The sequence below is a fragment of the Chitinophaga sp. ARDCPP14 genome (assembly GCF_051362515.1).
Lineage (GTDB): Bacteria > Bacteroidota > Bacteroidia > Chitinophagales > Chitinophagaceae > Chitinophaga.
In genome coordinates, this window is the sequence record NZ_JBKIXB010000011.1 from 109,821 (window position 1) to 131,075 (window position 21,255).

The 21,255-nt window shown below is 49.4% G+C and carries 12 protein-coding genes; 6 read left to right on the plus strand and 6 right to left on the minus strand.

The genetic code is table 11. From position 1 onward, the window contains the following. Positions 1-107: 107 nt before the first annotated feature. The 6 genes from ACLHR0_RS25645 to ACLHR0_RS25670 all read right to left on the minus strand — a co-directional run bounded on the left by ACLHR0_RS25645 (position 108) and on the right by ACLHR0_RS25670 (position 10,462). The gene (locus ACLHR0_RS25645; RefSeq protein WP_436490487.1) at positions 108-1,925 is read right to left on the minus strand and encodes a cytochrome-c peroxidase; all 1,818 of its coding nucleotides are present in this window, start codon (positions 1,923-1,925) and stop codon (positions 108-110) included. Continuing rightward, positions 1,912-3,480, minus strand: coding sequence for a purple acid phosphatase family protein (locus tag ACLHR0_RS25650; RefSeq protein WP_436490489.1), 1,569 nt, complete (start codon positions 3,478-3,480; stop codon positions 1,912-1,914). The genes ACLHR0_RS25645 and ACLHR0_RS25650 overlap by 14 nt, the downstream gene beginning before the upstream one ends. A 10-nt stretch (positions 3,481-3,490) precedes the next feature. Then, positions 3,491-4,576, minus strand: coding sequence for a phytase (locus ACLHR0_RS25655; RefSeq protein ID WP_436490491.1), 1,086 nt, complete (start codon positions 4,574-4,576; stop codon positions 3,491-3,493). An 18-nt stretch (positions 4,577-4,594) separates the two neighbouring features. Beyond that, positions 4,595-5,860 (minus strand): hypothetical protein, encoded by a 1,266-nt coding sequence (locus ACLHR0_RS25660; RefSeq protein ID WP_436490493.1) that lies wholly within the window; start codon positions 5,858-5,860, stop codon positions 4,595-4,597. Positions 5,861-5,883: 23 nt separating this feature from the next. Next, positions 5,884-8,646: a TonB-dependent receptor domain-containing protein gene (locus ACLHR0_RS25665; RefSeq protein ID WP_436490495.1), complete on the minus strand. Its 2,763-nt coding sequence runs from the start codon at positions 8,644-8,646 to the stop codon at positions 5,884-5,886. Positions 8,647-8,884: 238 nt separating this feature from the next. After that, positions 8,885-10,462, minus strand: a complete 1,578-nt coding sequence (locus ACLHR0_RS25670; protein ID WP_436490497.1) for a tetratricopeptide repeat protein — start codon at positions 10,460-10,462, stop codon at positions 8,885-8,887. 187 nt (positions 10,463-10,649) lie between these two features. On the opposite strand from ACLHR0_RS25670, the gene ACLHR0_RS25675 reads away from it, so the two are divergent. The 6 genes from ACLHR0_RS25675 (at position 10,650) to ACLHR0_RS25700 (ending at position 21,247) form a co-directional block, all read left to right on the plus strand. Next, the gene (locus ACLHR0_RS25675) at positions 10,650-11,426 is read left to right on the plus strand and encodes a 3-keto-disaccharide hydrolase (protein WP_370908123.1); all 777 of its coding nucleotides are present in this window, start codon (positions 10,650-10,652) and stop codon (positions 11,424-11,426) included. 130 nt (positions 11,427-11,556) lie between these two features. Further along, complete coding sequence (locus ACLHR0_RS25680) at positions 11,557-12,159, plus strand: RNA polymerase sigma factor (protein WP_370908122.1); 603 nt, start codon at positions 11,557-11,559, stop codon at positions 12,157-12,159. Positions 12,160-12,244: 85 nt separating this feature from the next. After that, entirely contained in the window at positions 12,245-13,414 is a 1,170-nt protein-coding gene (locus ACLHR0_RS25685; RefSeq protein WP_436490498.1) for a FecR family protein, read from the plus strand. A 320-nt stretch (positions 13,415-13,734) separates the two neighbouring features. Then, positions 13,735-17,064, plus strand: coding sequence for a TonB-dependent receptor (locus tag ACLHR0_RS25690; RefSeq protein WP_436490499.1), 3,330 nt, complete (start codon positions 13,735-13,737; stop codon positions 17,062-17,064). Between the two features lie 11 nt (positions 17,065-17,075). Further along, the gene (locus tag ACLHR0_RS25695) at positions 17,076-18,764 is read left to right on the plus strand and encodes a RagB/SusD family nutrient uptake outer membrane protein (RefSeq protein ID WP_436490501.1); all 1,689 of its coding nucleotides are present in this window, start codon (positions 17,076-17,078) and stop codon (positions 18,762-18,764) included. Between the two features lie 8 nt (positions 18,765-18,772). After that, positions 18,773-21,247, plus strand: a complete 2,475-nt coding sequence (locus ACLHR0_RS25700; protein WP_436490503.1) for a hypothetical protein — start codon at positions 18,773-18,775, stop codon at positions 21,245-21,247. Positions 21,248-21,255: the final 8 nt, after the last annotated feature.

The following is a 21,255-nucleotide window of genomic DNA, read 5'->3' on the forward strand; positions in this document are numbered from 1 at the left end:
TGTAAACATACTAAAATGCAAGCTGAAATCCAATTTTGAATGCCGTTTATAAAGTGTTGATAATTAGTTGCTTGCAAGGGAATGTTATTCGCCTTTTTTTGTCTGTATTATCTTCGGGTTTCCATCTTATCCGTCAACGCATGAATAAACGCTATCAGGTCCTTAATCTCCGCTTCCCGGAGATTAAGCGGCGTGGAAGAAAGCGTTTGATAAGGATCAGTCATTCCCACTCCATTGCCGCCGCCGGCATTATAAAATTCCATTACTTTTTCAAGATCCCGGAATGCGCCATTATGCATGTAGGGGGCGGTCATAGCGCTGTTGCGTACAGTGGGCGTTTTGAAGGCGCGCTGATAATAAGCAATGGGGAAAAATTCAAACCTGCCGGCATCCGTATCGCGTCGTGGATGCTGGAGATCATCATTAGCGGGCATGCCGAGGTTTTCAAATTCCGTGAACTGGTATAAGGGTGGTGTGAGGCCGTTGAACAGCGGGGCAAAGTGACAGGTAGCGCATTGCGCTTTCCCGGTGAATAAGTTGAAACCCCGGATCTGCGCGGGTGTCATGGCGTTTTTGTTGCCGGCAAAATATTCATCCATTGCGCTGTTCATAGGAGCGAGGGTGCTTAGGTAAGCAGCAATGGCGGTGGCCAGGTGAGGCATGGTAACAGCGACGCTGTCTTCCGGGAAGGCGGCCGCAAAGGCTTCGCGGTAATGCGCGCTGTCTTTTAACCGGCTGACGATCACGGCAGGATGGCCGTTCATTTCCTGCGGGTTGCTGATCACGGTGAGTATTTGTTTTGATAAGGTACCCGCTCTTCCATCCCAGAACTGCGCATATTGGAATGCGGTATAGGTAAGGCCCGGCGCATTTCTTCTTACCATGGTTTTATTATCCAGCGTCCTGCTGGTGCGGAGTCCATCGCTGAAGTATAATTCCGGGCGGTGACAGGTACCACAATGGCGGGTGTTGTTCCCGGAGAGTGCCTTTTCGAAGAATAGTCGTTTTCCCAATGCCTTTTCATTTTCCGTATATACGGCGCCGTTAGTAAAAGCTTTGAGGTCTATGGCGTTTTTACTGAAAAGGTTTGGAGCGTTATAGTTCAGCGCGCTGCGGGTGTGCTGGTCCAGTTGTAAAGCGCGTATCAGTGCGCCGGTGCTCTCCTGCAGGGGCAAACCGCAGGCGGTGAGGAATTCCAGCCGGTTAAAGTCATCGAAACCCGGATGCGTTTCCAGGTATTGTATACAAAAGGTGAGGTAATGGGCTACGGATTTTGTTTCGGGAGAAGAGCTGCTGAGCCAGGGTTCCATCACTGCCTGGATAGTTCGCATCGATTGCGCGGTTTCTGCAATGCCTGTTTTTAATTCCGGTGCATCGTAACCGGTGATGCCTCCTGCGTATAGGCGTACCAGTTCGAGCCGTATGCTTTCCATAATGGCTTTGTCGCTGGTAGTAAACTGGTAGAGCAGCGACGTAAGATCGGCGGCGGCAGTACGGATTACCAGCGCTTCTGTTACCAGTTCTTTTTTCCGGGAGAAAGGTTCTTTCTCAAACAACAGTACCGCTATCTGCTGTAACCCTGATGGCGCCTGGTACTCCATGTACGGTTCATCTATTTCCGTTTTGGCCGGGCGGTTATACACCATGGAAGAAGAGAAGAAAAAGTAATCAAGAAAAAACTCGATCCTTTTGTATTGTAACCGGCATTTTTTTAGCGCTTCTTTAGCGGCTATTAGGCTGGCCGGATCATCTTTATCAATTGCCTGTATGGCCTGTTCCAGTTCCAGGGAAGCCGCCGAAAATCCGTTGGCGCCCTCCCTGAAAATGGCAATAGTATGGGTAACACCGCGGTCATCCGTGGATGGTGTAAAGCTATAAGCTACCAGCAGGCTGAATAACAGCCAGATGACCTTATTTCGATACATATACGGTGAAAGTATCTTTTACATTATTGTATGCATCCACCACGGTATATTTTGTGGTGGAAGCCGTGGGAGTTACGGTAATACTCCGTGTAGTGTCTTTACGGTTATTCCATTTATAAGTACCAATGAACGACGCGGTTAATGTTGCTGCTTCGCCTTTTTTGATACGGATATTGGTATTCCGGTTTACATTTTTCATCATGGTAAACTGGTCGCGGGTGGTGCCATCTGCGCAGATCCATTTCAGGTCGAGGCGGTTGTCCTGTATTTCAAGAATGCTGGAGCCGCCGTGTTCTGCGTCTGCAAAATACATGGCATTATGCGGGTAAACGGTTTGTTTGCCTCCCAGCTTACCGGCGGAGCCGCTCACTACGTATACAGTACCGGTGGTATGGATGCTGTCCTTGATGTATGGTGCAGAATTGCTGCCGCCATCGTACCGGCCGGAAGAATTGCTCACGTTATGTTTGATAGGATCAAAGCTGTTAGCCGGGCCGTAGTGCCCCTTGATCATCCTGGATCTTTCGTAATCATGACTATGCCCGTTCAATACCAGGTCTACCCCGTTGCGCTCCAGGATCCGGATAAAGTTTTCCCGGATGTGTACCAGCTCATCTTCTTCATCGGAATTATGGGAGCCCATGGTATACGGCGGATGGTGCCAGTAGGCAATAACCCAGCCTTTATTTTTATTTTCGGCGAGGTCTTTCTTTATCCAGGTAACCTGCGGACCGGTGGTGTCGTACAGGCGGTAGGCGCTGTCTTCTTTGCCGTAGCTGTCCAGCGACAGGAAGTGAATGTTCCCGATATCAAAGGAATAGAACGAAGCCGAGTGGGAAGGTGATCCGCCGGATTCTCCTTCAGATGGCATGGAGAAGTTCTGGTAGTAGTTTGTTTGGTGCGACTGCTGCGCGGCAGCGGCGGAGATATCGGTATCATGGTAGTCATGATTGCCGGGCGCCGGGAACAGGGGATATTTCTTCAGCAGGTCATCTTTATAAACATTAAAAAACTTGCTTTGATATTCCGCATCGGTGCCGTTGGGATAAGCATTATCGCCTAATAATATCCATGCATTCAGGTAATTGCTGCCGATGTATTTTACCAGTTGTTCCTTTACCAGTTGCTGGTTGGGAGAGCCGTCGCCGCAATCGCCCAATGCTGCAATGCGGTACAGGTCTGTTTTACCGGCTTCGGGCAGGGTCATAAAGTAATTGTCTGTGTTGCCCTGCAATACCTCCTTATAGCCGCCAATGGAATAATAGTAGCGGGTGTTGGGCTGCAGGTGGGTAAGCAATACTTTATGTTCTGTTACCAGGTTGGCATCGTCTGCCTGCTGATCCAGCTTATCCGGAGCGGTGCCGTATTTCACACGGCTGCGGGCAGATGCATCGGTGCGCCAGCGGATCAGCATCTGCTGTGTACCTGCTGCCTGCAGGTAAGGACCACGGATCAGCTTTGCAGCGATGGGGTCTTTTTTAACAGCAGCATCCTGTGCCTGCACCGGGCCTAAACCGGCCAACAGGCACAGCGAAGCGAGAAAGATAGATTTCATATATGGGACACTATTTTTTTGTTGGCGCTGATTCCAGCTCTTTACCGGCGATATCTTCCCAGCGATAATAATGGAAGGTCCGGTCGTCGCTCATCACTACAAATAATCCATGTTTGAAAGTATTGTTCAGTGGCACATTTACCATATCAGAGCCATCGCTGTGGCTGGCGCTTACTTTCACTGTTTTCAGCAACGTATGTGTTGTTCCTGCTCTGTTGAAGATATGAAATTTGTTGGCACCCTGGTCAGATACCAGGATATATCCTTTGGTGGGAGACGTTTTATAAATGGAGATGCCTTCATGATCTTCTGTAAAACCGGTGGTACCGAAAACTGTTAATTCTTCATTACCTTTTTCGGGATCAGCATAATATTGCCGTACGCCGTACTGTTCATCCGAATAATAAACATAACCGGCTTCGTTATCTACCGCAATAGCTTCTATTTCCTTTTTGCCACTGTAGTGGCCAAACTTACGTACCAGCGTGGCTTTTATTTTTCCTGCACCGTTATCAGAGATACGGTATTGCCATAAATAGGTCCCATCCTGCGGACCGGTTTTGCGGCCTGCTATAACATAGTGTTCGTTCTTCTTATTAGTGTAAACAGCTACGCCCATAAGATCACGGAACTGTGTGCCGGTTTCACCTTCAAATGCCGGGATGCCGCCATCATCGATGGGCTGCATGTCTGGTAATGAATAGAAGCGGAGTTTATGCGTGATGCGTTCCGTGGTAACGGCATAGTCTATACGTTTTCCGTTGAGGAGCAATCCGTATGCAATGTCTACATTATTGGGGCGTTGCAGGTTGGCTACTACCTGTTTGATCTTCCCTTCGAGGTCAAACACATACAGGGCGCCCTGGGCCGATTTATCGGTACCTATCACCAGGCTCTGGGCGGGATTCTGTGGGTTTACCCAGATCGCCGGATCATCTGAATCAAACTTTACAGCTTCGGTGATAACCGCCGGCTGAATAATAGCAGTATCCGTATATACCTGCCCGTTAGCCCGGCTCGCCGGTCTTGCGCAGGCAAGAAAACACAGCAGTCCGGGTAGAACTGCTGCGGAAAATAATATATTGCGTGTAGTCATTACTGTGAGATCGCTGTTTTAGTTTTTAGTGCCAAATGCACCAATAAAAGACGAAGGAGCGGGAGAAGCGTAATTATTCCCATTCAGCTCCAGACCGTTCGGGAAATTACGGGTAAAAGCAGTGGTACCCTTGCCCAGCGCGGGTGAACCGGCCTGTAAATGAAAGTCCCAGCTGGTGTTAAAGTCAGGGCTATCCATTGGTGTGTTCAGCGGATAACTTACAAATTTCGGATCATTCTCACCGGCTTTGGTACTAATAACGTCGTTGGCGCCGCTAACAATATCTTTCGCAGGCTGGAACTGATCTACGGTAGTTTGATTAAATCCGTAATAAAGATTGTTGCTGATCACCGAGCGACTGTCCTCTACTTTTTTAGTATCTCTCTTAATACCAAAACGTGTGTTGGCAAACAGGTTATTGTGCAGTTCCACGAATACTGTGGCCTCTACCCAAACGGAGCCGCCTTTTACAGTAGGTCTTCTCCAGCCGGTGTTGAGCATGGTGTTGTTATAGGCAATCACGTGCGCCTGTGGCGTGCGCTCACCGGAATTGGATAACTTAAGGGCGTTGGTATTGGTAGAGTAGAAGAGATTATAACTTACATCCGCGATGCAGCCGGATTTGATGTTAATACCCTCTCCGCCGGTAATACCGGTAGTATAGAATTTATTATTGGAGAAGATAATCTTACCGCCTTCAATGTAGGTGCAGTCTTCATTAAAATTGCGGAAGATACAGTTATTAACAACCAGCTTGCCATTCACATTACTGTACCATAGCGCGGGCAGCGCTTCGCCGCTCACAGCTTTATACAAACCCAGTTTTACAGAGGTAGATGATTCGGTGGTAACAGCACCGCCGTATTCAAGGATGGTATTGTCTAACAATAGCTCTGCACAGGATTTAGCCGCAAGGATACCGCCCCATTGTTTACCAAACTTGCGGCTGTCGGTGCGGTAGTTTTCTTCAATGGTAAACCGCACCGGTTGTTCAGGTGTCCCCATGGAATACAGGTTTCCTTTTACAATTACTTCGGGTTTCACGAGGGTATCCATAATTACCAGCACGCCTTCTTCAATCACCAGCGTTTTGCCTTCAGGAACGGTGATATCGCCGGAAACACGTTGAATACTGCCTTTGGGCCAGATGCCCCATACATCGCCGTGAACAGTGCCGGAGCCAATGATGCCTTCGCTGAGGTCTACATCGCTGTTTGCTTTTTTACAGCCGGCGACAATAGTCAGTATCAATGCAGCGTAAAAGAGAATATTTTTATATTTCATGAGATGAATATTTTAGAATGAGTTTATAACTTGTAACGTACGCCGAGCAGGTAGGTTTGTTTATAATATTCTTTCCTGATCAGGGTTTCATTGGCCTTTCCCTGTCCGGGCATACTGGTATTGGCAGGATCTGTTCCTTTGATAAATATTTCTGTTGGAGTGTTCAGCAGGTTACCTGCTTTAACGAAGATGCTGAAGTTGTTTCTGAACCTTTTTTCTACAGAAAGATCCATTTGTATAAATCCTTTCTGCCACAGATCATTATCGATGTACTGGGAAACAGTGTTGATACGCGGACCGGTGTAAGCGCCGGCCAGCTGTGCATCCCATCCATGCTGAATGTCTTTGTACAGCACGGAAAGGTTACCGATGTGTTCCGACTGTCCGTATAAAGGGCGGGTCTGATCCACAGCGATGGTCTCAACATCGCCTTTGTCATCCCGGATCCTCAGGCTTTTAGAAGTGGTGATAGAAGAATGTGTATAAGTGTAGTTCGCTTTGAATCCTATCTTACTGAAAAATTTGATATAATCTATTTCCAGGCCGTAGTTACGGGCGGTACCAAAATTACCGGCAGAATAATACTGATCCTGCGGGCGGGTGGCATCTGCGCGGATGGTATTTTCAATCGGGTCCTGGATCCTTTTGTAGAATACACCTACCAGCAATTGGTCGGAGCGTTTCGGGAACAGTTCATAACGCAGGTCGAAGTTGTCCGCGATAGCGCGCTTCAGGTCCGGATTACCGCGTTCCTGGTAGTCTTCCAGTATAATTTTGGAAGGAACAATTTCAAAGAAGCCGGGACGGTTCAGTGAGCGGAAGTAGGAACCGCGTAAGTTCTGGTGTTTAGATAACTCGTACTTCAGGTTCAGGCTCGGCAATACATCGGTATATACCTGGCTGCCCGTGGGGCGGTCTTCTCCCTGTGGAAAGAACATATGATAACCCTGGTCGGTATGTTCTATGCGTGCGCCACCGGTTATTTCCAGTTCAGCTACTTCGAATTTAAACATGCCATATCCGGACGTCGTTTTTTCGGATGCGTCGTAAGTAAGCGGGTTGCCTACTGCGCCTCCGGGATTCTGGATCTCCCATACAATGTCTGTATAGCTGGTAAAATCTTTGCCATATACTGCATTGATATTCGCAGGTCGGAAGGTATAGTTGTTAAAGAAACTGCTGCGTTGTTTGTCGCGGTACAGGCCACCTGCGGAGAAATCTACTTTGGTCCCGGCTATCCTGGCAGTGTACGTAAGATCGAGGTAGCCCGCGAGATCATTGTCTGTATTACGTTCCCAGCGACGGGAGGTACCGTTGTTTTCAATAGTGGTGCGTGTGTCCTGGAAGTTGTTCCTTACCCCGTTTAATGCGATGGTAGTATTGTCCGGCACTTCATTTTTGGCAGAAGAAAACACGGCAGACCACTGCAGCTTTAATTTACCCGGAATAATATGGTGATCGCCATGCAGGGTGGAATTGTAGATCTGCTGCGTGGTTTTCCTGGAACGGTTTTCAAACGTCAGCTGTGCATTTCCGGCTGCAGGATCAAACACGCCATCAGAAAAGTTGGTGGTAATACCTTCCCTTGTCTGGAAACTTTGCAGGTTCATGTAGGCGTTGTAAAGCGACAGCTTATTATTTTCATTAAACACATAGTCGATTTTCCCGTGAACACCACTGCGCTGCTGTTGTTCGCTGTACTGCCTGTTTTGCATACTGGTAAGTACAGAGTAATGCCCCGTATCCATATCATTCTTATAGAATGTGCTGGTAGTACCGCGATAGGTGTTCTGGAAACTGCCGGCGAGGATCACACCCAGTTTATTGTGCAGGAAACGCTGGCCAACAGATAATCCTGCTACCAGGTTGGGAGCGAAGCTTTTGTTTTTATAATCAAGTGTACCAGTGGCAAAATCTGCGGGAGTGGCATTATAGCTTTTACCGTGCGCTTCGTAAGGTGATTTGGATTGTATGTTGCCGGCGTCAAAGGAAGTAAAGCCTTTATCCAGCACCATCTGGCTGTAGCCGGTGGCTACGTTGGCGTTGAGCGACAGTTTCCCGGGGGCGTCTTTCATTACCATGTTCACTACGCCGCCTACGGCGTCAGCCTCCATGTTGGGGGTTAAGGATTTATATACCTCGAGGCGGTCCAGCAATTCCGACGGGAAGATGTCCAGCGGCACGTAGCGGTATTTATTATCCGGGCTGGGTATTTTCACCCCGTTGATAAGTGTGTAGTTATATCTTTTGTCCATACCACGGAGAATGGCGTATTGCCCGTCGCCATTGCTGCTGCGTTCTATGGAGATACCGGAAACGCGCTGGATCACGTTGGCCACAGTGAGGTCGGGCGATACTTCTATTGCCTGACCGGATACAACGTTCATCACCTGGACGGATTTCTGTTCCAGTTTGCGGGCGGTGTTTTCAGAGGAGGCTTTGGTGCCGCCGGCAATTACTACTTCACTCAGGTTTTTGCTGCTGCGTTCACTGAGGTAGATGTTGAGCGCGGGGTTGTCACTTTCCTGTACGGTAACTTCTTTTGTTAATGTTTTGTAGGTAAGATGGGAAATGTGCAGGGTGAATGTTCCTGCGGTGATTTTTTTAAATTCAAAGGAACCATCAAGACCCGTGAGGGCTACCAGTTTGGTTTGGTCCATTACAACGGTGACGCCTACCAGCGGTTCGCCCGTTTTCTGATCGTACACATGTCCTTTCAGACTGCCGGCGCTGGCAAATGTGACGCTCAGCAGCAGACATAAAAGCGTTGTTAAAAGTGTCTTCATCTTTTGGTGAATTTGATGCCGTTCGTGTTAGTGGCGAATGGCATCGCAAATGTGGGCTGCTCCAAAAAAAAATGCAAGAAAGCAGCGTAAGCAAAACGTAAACAGCGTTAACAACACCGTAAACAAAGCGTGATCAGCGTATACAAACAGGATGTAAGTTGTTGGTAGTTAGGTGTTTATTTGTAACAGGAATCGCCATTACCATTATGTTACCGCAACGTTACCGGAAGGTTATGCATCACAGGCTTTGCACAAAAGTGTTGAGCGTATCGCCTTCCGGAATGTTTAATTTTTTCCGGAGACGGTATCTTGCCACCCGTAAACTGTCGGGTGAAATACCAAGAATGGTAGCCATATCTTTTGAGTCCATATTCATTTTATGGAGCGCCAGTAATTTGATATCGTTGTTGGTAAGATCGCTGTGCAACGCATTGAGTTTATCAAAAAATACCTGGTGTACCTGTTCAAAGATGCCGGTGAATTCTTTCCATTGTTTCTCGTGATTGACGGTCTGGTTAATTTTCAGCACCAGTTGCTGCAGTTGTTTTTTCTGGTCGCGTTTATCTTCCTGTACCATCTCTGAGAGGGTATTCCGCAGTTCATCCAGGAACTGGTTCCGTTGGATCACGTCCAGCGTATGAGTGGCCAGCTGCCTGCTTTTCAGTTCCAGCTGGTCTTTCTGCACGCGGTTTATTTCGGCATTCCGTTCAGATACGGTCTGGGCCTGGCTGATCTTCAGCTTCTGGCGGGAAATGGTGAGCAGGCAAAGGAGGATGAGTAACACTACTACAATGACTACCGCCGTGTAAATGATGCGGTTTATTTTATGGCTGTTTTCCAGCTGGAGGATTTCGTCATTCTTTTTATTGGTATCGTACAGGATCTGGAGGAAATTCATCTGCTGGTTGTTTTGGGCAGAGTAAATGTCGAGCAGGCATTTGCGGCTGTACTCCATATAATAAAAGGCGCTGTCGTTCCGTCCGAGGAGATTAAACGCTTTGGCAATGTCTTTACAGGCCGCGGCTTCCTGGTACTTGTTATTGGTTTGCTGTGCCAGAGCGAGTGCTGCCTTGGAATAGGGCAGGCTGTTTTTTACATCGCCGGTTTTCCGGAGCACATCACCTATATTATTTAATACTTCTATGCCGGCTATCCGTTCGTGGCTTGCCTCAAAGAGTTGCAGGGCCATGCGGAAGGAGGAGAGGGCGGTATCGTATTTTTCGAGGTCTTCATAAATGGTGCCCAGGTTTTCGTAGATGCCGGCCATGCCGAACGTGTCGCGTGCGCGCTGGTATTGTGTCAGCGCCAGTTCCTGGAAATACCGGGCGCTGTCGTATTGTTGCTGTTTTTCGTAGTAGTGACCAATGTGGCCATAGGTGGCGGCAATGCCGGCGGGATCATTTACCTGCCGGTATAGCTGAAGGGCTTTATCGTACTGCATTTTGGCGCCCGGCTTATTAATATTGCGATAATAGAGCTGGCCCATATCATTGAGTACAGCCGCTTCGGCGGCTTTATGGCCGGTGGCGGTAAAAAGAGTGGCCGCCTGCTGGTAGTATTCCAGTGATTTGGCGTAGTGCCCCAGGGTAAAGCAGATTTTTCCCATCTGGCGGAGGCATTTGCCGGCAGTGGCTTCATCTTTGTTACTGATAGCTGCATCGTGCATTTTGCGCAGGGCAAGAAAGGCGGCATCCGGTGATTCCTGGCTCAGCTTTCCTGCGGCTGCCAGCTGCATTTGCAGGGTGTCCTGTGCAGCGGTGGCAGTTACCGGGAAGACAGATAAGCATACTACGATAAACTGAAGAAAACGTTTCATTTGTAATGACAGCACGTATTAATTAAGTGTAATCAATCCGCAAAGAATGTTTTTTAGTGTTAACTGTATGTTACCAAACGGGCTGCCGCTGACATAAAAATGCTTGCTTACCGATACTATTTTATATATTATTGTGCCGCCGGTTACATTTTTTGACCCATAAATTAGTTCCAGTTAAATATTGATTATGAAAAAGAGAATCTTAGTTACCATGCTGCTGGCGGGAGGAATTGGCGCCGCCAATGCCCAGGAGAAAGCAAAACCTGAAGATACAGAAGTATATACCCCGGTGCCGCCGGAGGTAAAACCCGGAAAAAAATGTGGTGAAGCGCCTTCGGATGCGATCATCCTGTTCGATGGCAGCAACCTGGATCAGTGGGTAATGACCGACGACCGGGAGAAACCTGCAGAATGGCTGGTGAACAAAGGCATTCTGACGGTGAACAAAAAGTCAGGAAATATTGAAACAAAGAAGTCCTTTAAGAACTACCAGTTACATATCGAGTGGCGCGTTCCCGCCAATATCACCGGTACTGGTCAGGGCAGGGGCAACAGCGGCGTTTTCCTCGCCTCCATTGGTAAAGGGGATGCCGGTTATGAATTGCAGGTGCTGGACTCCTATAACAATAAAACGTATACCAATGGCCAGGCCGGCAGCATTTACAAGCAGTCCGTGCCACTGGCTAACCCTACCCTGAAGCCAGGGGAGTGGAATACGTATGATGTAATCTGGACAGCGCCCGTATTTGGTGCAGATGGCGCGTTGGTATCTCCCGCAAAAGTAACCGTAACTTTTAACGGCGTAGTGGTACAGAATGGCTATGAGCTGAAAGGCCCTACCCAATACATTGGTCAGGCATCTTACCGCCAGGCGCATGGCGCCAGCCCAATCAAGCTGCAGGCCCATGGCGATAAGAGTGAGCCGCTCAGCTTCCGGAATATCTGGGTAAGAGAATTACAGTAACAAAAACGAATTTACAGGAGAGGGCTGCCGGAAACGACAGCCCTTTTTTATTTTTTTCTCCCCGTTCCATCATTTTCTTTACTTTTAATACAACGACGTTATGTAAAACTATTCCACTTTATCCGGTTCCATGGAGCACGTAAACATTGAAAAGAAATTGTTGCAAAGGGCTGCCGAAGGCCATGAGGAGGCGTTTACCCAACTCTTTTTCCTGTACAGGCATAAGTTGTACAGCTTCCTGCTGCGCTTAACGGAATCTCCCGAAATGACGGAAGACGTAATACAGGACGTATTCCTGAAATTGTGGAAGGACCGTGAAAACCTGGTGAACATTGAACAGTTTGGCGGGTATGTTTACCGGATGGCCCAACACCAGGCACTGAATGCGTTCCGCCGGATGGCGAAAGAAACACTGATCCTGGCTGAACTCACCAGGACGATCAACGATGCCGCCCCCGCCGATGCCGCGGATAACCTGAGTGTCCGCGAGGTGAGGGAAAAGTTACAATACGCGCTGGATCATCTTCCCCCAAAACAAAAACTGGTGTATACCCTCAGCCGGGAACAGGGACTGAAACATGAAGAAATTGCCCGTCAGCTTAATATTTCCCCGTCTACCGTTAATAATCATATGATTGCCGCCCTGCGCACCATCCGCCAGCAGCTGGGCCCGCACCTGCATTCCATTACCGGCGCTTCCTGCCTCCTGATGATCATCGATGGCTTCTGCTGAAAAAATATTTTCAGGGACACTAGTTATATCCTTCCGCCCGGGTGTCTATAATACGACAGATTCCGCATTAATGTAAAAACACCGCATGACTTCAGCAAGGATCAGCTACCTGGCAGCACGCTATTTTGATAATACCTGTACACCGGCAGAAAAGCTGGAGCTGGCGGCATGGATCGACCGGCAAACGGATGATACCGTGCTGGAAGCCGTATTGGGAGAAGCCTGGGCATCGCATGTGCCGCTGATCATGATGCCGGATGAAATGTCGGACCGCATTGTGTCAGCCATGTTTGGCCGTGCGCCGGAGGTACCCGTGATGCAGGCGCGTACCCGCTATTATAAAATATGGTGGGCAGCTGCCAGTATCCTTGTACTGGGTGGCATAGGCGTATGGGCATGGCAGCATCAGCGGTCGCCATCGCCGGTAGCAGAAAGCAAACAACAACGATATAAAAATGAAGTGATGCCGGGCAGCAACCGCGCCATGCTCACCCTGGCCGATGGGAGCGTGATTGCGCTGGACAGCGCCGGCAACGGACTATTGGGCCGGCAGGGCGCCGTAAAGATCATCAAACAGGCCAACGGTGAACTGGCTTATGTGGGCAACGGCAACGGCGAGGCCATGTATAATACCATGACCACCCCGCGGGGCGGTCAGTACCACCTTACCTTGCCGGATGGCACACAGGTTTGGTTGAACGCCGCTTCTGCGATTACTTATCCCGCCGCATTTACCGGTAAGGAAAGAAAAGTAACAGTAAAAGGGGAAGCCTATTTCGAGGTAACCGCCAATGCCAATATGCCTTTCCGGGTAGCCGCCGGCAACACCGCTATAACGGTACTGGGCACACGATTTAACGTAAATGCCTATACGGAGGAACCGGCTGTCCGCACCACGCTGGTAGATGGTGCCGTAAGCGTAACAGCCGGCAGCAACAGCACCGTACTCCGCCCGCGCATGCAGGCGAGGGTAGGCAAAGATGAAGTATTACACGTTACTGAAAATATAGATACCGATGAAATCATCGCCTGGAAAAACGGGTTCTTCCAGTTTACCGACGCAGATATGCCTGCCGTAATGCGGCAAATAGAGAAGTGGTACGATGTTAAAGTAACTTATGAAGGAGCTGTTCCTGAAAAGAGCTTTGGCGGTGGTATGCAACGCTCTTTGCCCTTAACGGAAGTGTTGGGAATACTGGAAGAAAATGGGGTGAAATTTAAGATAGAGGGGAAAAATATTATTGTATTGAAATAAAAAACCACGTTACTGATTCACTATTAAACTTAGAAACACAAATTCCACTGCATAAGCTCCTGTAGTTTATGTATCCTCACCTGTTATGCATAATAAAGCCGGAAACGCTGATAACATTTCCGGCGGCGTCTGGATAACAGAAACAAAAAAGTCGGCGAAGACTCCTTATTCATTCAACCAAACAATGCAAATGTATGCAAATTAATTGTATCGCTCTTTGCAGCCGGACAGCTGTTGCTATTACCCGGAGCGTTATTTCCCGGACAGGCAGCAGGGTTTCCCGGCATCGCACGCTATGCTCAACCAAAATGCTGTTAGCTATGAAGTTAACGATTGTGTTCACATTACTGCTCCTGAACGTAAGTGCCACGGGCCTTTCGCAAACGGTCAGTTTTTCCGGTAAGTCGGTATCACTCAAAGCAGTTTTTGCCGCCATCAAAAAACAAACGGGATACGTGGTGTTCTACGACAACCAGCTGCTGCAAAACAGCAAGCCGGTGACCCTCTCCGTGGAAGACGCGCCGCTGGCGGTATTGCTGAATGCTGCCCTGAAAGACCAGGGGATGACTTTTACCATCCTGGACAGAACTATTTCAGTAAGGAAGCAGCGGCCGCCGCTCACACTTCCGCCCCTCCTGAAATTGATGATCCCGCAAATGACCATCACCGGCCGGGTTACCGACGATTCCAATACACCGCTGCCCGGCGTTACGGTATTGCAGAAAGGAACCAGCAACGCCGTTGTGACCAGCGAAACGGGCGAATACCGGCTTTCCAATATCAGCGATGGCGCCGTGATCGTTTTTTCCTACATCGGGTTTAATAAAGAAGAGATCACCGTGAATGGACAGTATAAGCTGGACGTTCGCCTTACCAAAGCCGCCAACACCGCACTCGACGAACTGGTGGTAATCGGCTATGGCACCATGAAGAAAAGTGACCTCACCGGCGCTGTGTCTACCGTGAAAGGCGATGCCATCGCTTCCCGCAAAACCACGCAGGTATCGCAGGCACTCCAGGGCGCTGTGCCGGGCGTAATGGTTACCCGCACCAACAACGCACCAGGCGCCGTGGCGCAGATCCGCGTAAGAGGGATCACCACCATTTCTGATGCCGGCGCCACACCGCTCATCATCCTCGATGGCGTACCCATAGATGATATCAACTCCATCAACCCAAATGATATCGATAATATTTCGGTATTGAAAGACGCCGCCTCTGCTTCTATTTATGGCTCCAGGGCCGCCGCCGGCGTGATCCTGGTCACCACCAAACGCGCAAAGAGCGGGCAGCTGGACCTGAACTACAGCTATGAATACGGGGTGGAAAAGCCTACCAAATTGCCGGATTATGCCAATGCCGTACGCTATATGCAACTTACCAATGAGCTGCGGTGGAACGATAATGGTAATAACGCCAACGAATATCCTACCTATACCAAAGATATTGTAGATAACTACGCCACATTGCATGCACAAAATCCGGATCAATACCCGGATACTGATTTTAGAGGCATGATCCTCAACAACAGCGCACCCCGCGAAACCCATGCACTCAGCATTGCCGGCGCCGGGAAGGCACTGCGCTCCAGGGTTTCACTGGTATATGATAAAATCGGCGCACTGTACGACGACCGCTCGTACGACCGCCTCACCACACGTATCAATAACGACATCGTCATCAATAAATACCTCACCGCCAGCGTGGATGTGAATTACAAACGCACCATCGTTAAACAGCCCATCGTTGACCCGATGTACAAGATGGGTATCATGCCGCCTATTTACGCGGCCATGTGGTCCGACGGCCGCATTGGCGCTGGAAAAGACGGCGCGAACATATACGTGCAAACAAAATACGGCGGCTTTAACAACAACTGGTTTAATCAACTTGGCGGAAAGGTAGGTATCGATTTTACGCCCATAGAAGGATTGAAAATTTCCGGTGTCGTATCTCCTTTTATTAACTTCGATAAAGGAAAGAAATTTACCCGGAAAGTGCCGTATACGTCTTTCAACAATCCCAACATCATTTCGGGATATATTGAAGGCGCTACGGAAACCAAACTGGAAGAAGTCCGCAACGATAACTACCGCTATACCACCCAGTTTATTGCCAATTATAGTAAACAGATCAAAGACCACAGCTTCAGCCTGATGGGCGGATATGAATTTTATAAGGCATTCAATGAAGATCTGGGCGCTTCCCGCGGCCAATATATCCTCAGCAACTATCCCTACCTCAACCTGGGACCACTGGAGTTCCGCGACAACAGCGGCGGCGCATATGAAAATGCTTACCGCTCCTGGTTTGGAAGGGTTACTTATAGCTATAAAGACAAATACCTGTTCCAGGGAAATATCCGCTATGATGCGTCTTCCCGTTTTGCTGCAGGCTACCGCTGGGGTTCTTTCCCCTCTTTTTCTGCCGGCTGGGTAATATCAGAAGAGAAATTTATGAAATCCACCGCGCCCTGGTTATCCTTTGCAAAGCTCCGTGCTTCCTGGGGTTCGCTGGGTAACGAACGTATCGGTAACTACCCTTACCAGGCATTGCTGCGCTTTGAAAATAACTCCCTGTTCTATAAAGGCAACAACGCCGTATCCGCGCAATCTGCCGCACAGTGGCAATATGCGATCCGTGATATTTCCTGGGAAACCACCCACTCATGGGATCTCGGCGCTGATGTAAATTTCCTCAATAACAGGTTACGTTTCACCGGTGATTATTTTAAGAAGACAACAGACGATATCCTGCTGGAGCTGGAAATCCCTGATTACATTGGCTTCGACAATCCTTACCAGAATACCGGTAAAATGTTTACAACCGGCTGGGAAGCGCAACTGGGCTGGAGCGATCGCATCGGTGATTTCACTTATAGTGTATCCGTGAACGTAGCAGACTTTGTATCAAAAATGGGCGACCTGGGTGGTACACAGTTCGTGGGAGATTCTATCAAAAAACAAGGCAGTGAATTTAACGAATGGTATGGCTATTTATCTGATGGGATTTACCAGACACAAGACGAAGTGGATAAATCGGCGAAGCTCAACGCCAATGTGAGGCCCGGCGATATCCGCTACCGCGATGTGAGCGGTCCGAATGGCGTACCCGATGGCAAAATATCCCCTGAATACGACCGCGTATTACTGGGTGGTTCGTTGCCCCGCTACCAATATGGCATCAATTTGCAAGGTGGGTTCCGCAACTGGGATCTGGGTATCGTATTCCAGGGCGTAGGCAAACAAAACTCCAGGCTTACTGTGGATATGGTACGGCCCCTCATGGAAAATTTCGGCAATTTCCCGGCTATCCTCGATGGCAATTCCTGGAGCAAATACAATACGCCGGAACAGAACAAAGCAGTCCGGTATCCGCGTTACAGCAATACTTCCGCAGGCAATAACTACGCCATGTCCGATTTCTGGCTGATCAACGGCGCCTATTTCCGCCTGAAAAATATCAGTGTGGGGTATTCCATGCCTAACGACTGGGTAAAGAAGATCCGCATACAAGGTGTTCGTATATACGGCAGCGTTAGCGATCTTTTATCGGTGCATAATTTCCCGAAAGGCTGGGATCCTGAACAACCTTCGCTGGGCTATCCTATTACCACCAGTTATGTTATTGGCGCATCTGTTAAATTCTAAATTCCACGAACATGAAGCAACTTATTCTCATAGCCGGCATCACTTGTTTTTTCTTCAGCGCCTGCGGCAGCCTGGATCTGAACCCGCTGTCCGACGGCTCCAGTGAAACCTGGAATTCCAATGCGGAAGAAATTGAAATGTCGCTCAACGGATTGTATAAAATCAATTTCTGGATGAAGGACGACGATGAGTGGACCGACGACTGGATCTACCGCGACGTTACTACCGCTATTACCGGCGCTACCATCAATGGGCAAACTGATTTTGTAAAGAAGTGGTGGACAGATACCTACAAAGCCGTTGCCCGCGCCAACAACATCCTGCAAAGCATTTCCCGCGCCGATAAGGTGTTGTCGGCCGACCAGATCAACAACTACACCGCAGAGGCCCGCTTTGTAAGAGCGTGTATGTATTCCCGTTTGTTATCGCATTACGGCAATATTATTTACACCGATTCCATGCTCGATATCGACCAGGCATTGCAGCTGAAGCAAACGGACAAAGCCACGGTGCTGAAAAAGATCTATGAAGATTTTGATGCCGCTGCCGCTACCTTGAAAACCACTTACGGTACATCGGAATTGAAACGTGCCACCAAAGGCGCTGCCCTGGCCATGAAAGCGCGTATTGCCCTGTATATGGGCGACTGGGCGGTTGCACGTGACGCCGCTAAAGCATGTATCGATCTCGATGTATATAAATTGCACGATAATTTTGGTAACTTGTTCCTGTCGAAGACAAAAAACTCCACCGAAACAGTTTTTGGCCTGCCAAGATCCGTGACCTTAAAAGTTACTTTCGACGATTGCCAGAATTATGTATCGCGTAACGCCGGTGGCTGGGCTGCCAAAGATCCGTCATGGGATCTCTTTTGCAGTTTTTTATGTAAAGATGGATTACCGGTAGATGAATCCCCTTTATTTAATCCCCGCCGCCCGTTTGATAATCGTGATCCGCGCTGTGCCGCCACCATCGTGGAGTTTCAGACACCGCACCTGGGATATATTTTTCAGCCGCACCCGGACTCCGTGAAAGTAAGATCCGTATCAGACAATAAATACGTAGAAAATAAAGACACCCGCACCATTGCACAGTACGCATCGTTCAACGGGTTGTTATGGAAAAAGGGAATTGACGGCGACTGGCTCCTCAACTCCTGGAAATCAGAACCGGATAATATCGTGATCCGTTTTGCAGATGTATTGCTGATATATGCAGAAGCCAAAACAGAGCTGGGAGAAACAGATCAGCTGGTGCGCGATGCTATTAACAAAGTAAGGGCGCGCGCCTATGGTACCGTGTACACCAATACCAGCGAGTATCCTGCGGTGACTACGGCAGATCAGTCTGCCCTGCGTAAAATTATCCGTACGGAAAGAAGAATGGAGTTTGCGCTGGAAGGCATCCGCTATATGGATATCATCCGCTGGAAGCTGGCAGAAAAAGTGCTGAACAAAGCAAACTATGGTTTGCTGGAACCCGCGGACCTGCGCACAAAAATAGTGCAGCCTGGATTATGGTTCTTCCCGCAAACGCCGGCTATCGATGAAGATGGTATAGCAGATTTTACCGCGATGTATAATGCCGGTCTGGTAAAACAGATCACCGTGCGAAAGTTTGATGCCACGCGCCAGTACCTGTGGCCTATTCCATCTACAGAAGTATTGACCAGTCACCTCACCCAGAACCCAAATTATTAAGCCAGCACATGACACAAAGAAATAGATTGGCAGCAGTATTAATGACCATCGGTATATTGGGAGCTGCCTGTAAAAGTGAAAAAGCCGCGGCGCCGCGATCGTTCAGCGGTATTTACCCGCAACTGGCGATGTATAACAAGGAAGGAGAATGCGGTACCGGTGCAGTAGTGCCCTGGGCGGGGAAACTGTGGGTAATTACTTACGGCCCGCACCTGCCTTTTGGTTCATCTGATAAACTGTATGAAATAACCCCCGACCTGAAACAGGTGGTACGCAGCGAAAGCATTGGCGGCACACCAGCCAACCGCATGATCCACCCGGAAAGCCACCAGTTGTTCATAGGGCCATATGCGATTGGAGAAAACGGCCAGGTGCGCGTCATCCCTTACACGGCAATGCCCGGGCGGCATACCGGTAACGCCAGGCATCTTACAGATCCCGCCGGCAAAATTTACTATGGCACTATGGAAGAAGGTTTTTATGAAGTAGATGTAAAAACCCTTCAGCCTACTTTATTATATGAAGATGGAAATGTAAAAAACGAAAAAGGCGCAGACACTACCGCCAACTCACCTTCCGCCTTGTTGCCGGGAGCGCATGGTAAAGGCCTGTATTCGGGGCAGGGCGTAATGATCTATTCCAACAACGGGGAACCCGGACCCAAAGCATTGACCCAGTTTGATATTGAAGCCGGGTCGTTATCGGAATGGAACGGGAAGGACTGGAAAGTGGTGCGCCGGAACCAGTTCACGGAAATCACCGGCCCGGGCGGTATCTCCGGAAATAAAAATCCGGCCACAGATCCCATATGGGCAACGGGCTGGGATCATAAATCGGTGTTACTCGGATTGCGCGACCAGGGCAAATGGAGCTTTTTCCGGTTGCCAAAGGCCAGTCACAGCTACGACGGCGCACATGGCTGGAACACCGAATGGCCGCGTATCCGCGATATCGGCGCCAACAATAAACCGGATTACCTCATGACCATGCACGGCCTGTTCTGGCATTTCCCCGGACAGTTTTCTACCGGGCATACTGCGGGTATCCGTCCCCGTAGTGCCTACCTGAAAGTGATCGGCGACTTCACCCGCTGGCAGGATCAACTGGTGTTTGGTTGTGACGACGCCGCACAAAAAGAATTTCTCAACAAGCGTACCGCCAAAGGAAGTATTGAAGGACCCGGACAATCAAATTCCAATCTCTGGTTTACCTCCCTGCAACAACCCGATGCGCTGGGACCTAATACCGCCGAAGGCGCCGTATGGCTGAATGAAGCCGTAACACCCTCTCAGCCTTCCGAGCCTTTCCTTTTTGCCGGCTGGCCTCACCGCAGCGCGCGCATCACCCACAACAGCAAACGTGCCGTGGAGTTCACGCTGGAAACAGATAAAGGCGACGGCAACTGGAGCGTTGCGCAAAAAGTAACCGTAGCACCCGGGCAAACCGGTGACATTATTTTCCCGGAAAATATGCCGGGAGAATGGATCCGCATCACTGCCGCACAACCGGTAGTTGCCACCGCGCATTTCTTTTATGCTGCCAATGATGCCCGCAAAACAGCCCCGGCGGCTATTTTCAGCGGACTAAGCAAAGTAACCGATGCCGTTTCCAACGGCGGATTATTATATGGTTTAGGTAACGATCGCCGCGCACTTGGCATACTGGCACAGTCGTATAAAAATGGCGACGCTACAGTGGAAGGCTATTACGAGCTGGATGCTAATATGGACCTGGTAAAAAAAGACGATCCTAAAACGGCGGACTTTATCCGGCAGAAATTCGCCATCCCGCAACAGGCGGTGACGGTGGAAGCCGGCGCTGTATTGATTGTAGACGACAAAGGCCGCAGATGGCGGTTGCCATTAGGCAACGAAGCCTTCGCCGGGCTTACCGGGAAAGCCGCCCTGCGCATTTGCCGCGAGGTGTCAACAGAAAGGGACCTGTTTAATTGTATGGGCACCTTCTATGAATTGCCTGCGGAAAACGCCGACGGCTACGCGAAAATACGACCGGTAGCATCGCATCCTTTCCGGATCAACGACTACGCCGCTTACCGTGGTATGCTGGTAATGACAGGCATTGCTCCCGGTACCAAAGCCGGCGAACATATCGTTGTATCGGAAGATAAAAAAGCGATGGTATGGGCAGGCGCTATCGATGATCTCTGGCAGCTGGGCCGGCCGGTGGGCCGCGGCGGTCCGTGGAAAGATGAGGCGGTGGAAGCAGGCAAGGCATCAGATCCTTACCTGATTGGTTTTTATTCACAGCGGCAGCTGCAGTTATCGCATGATGCTGCCGCGCCGGTTGAATTTACCCTGGACATCGACCCGGTGGGCAATGGCGCCTGGATGAAGTATAAAACCGTTACCGTTGCCCCGGGAGAAACGCTGAACTGGCAGTTCCCCGATGGCTTCGAAGCAAGATGGATCCGTTTTACCAGCAATAAAAACTGCCACGCTACTGCATGGCTGGAATATAAATAAGGAGCGGC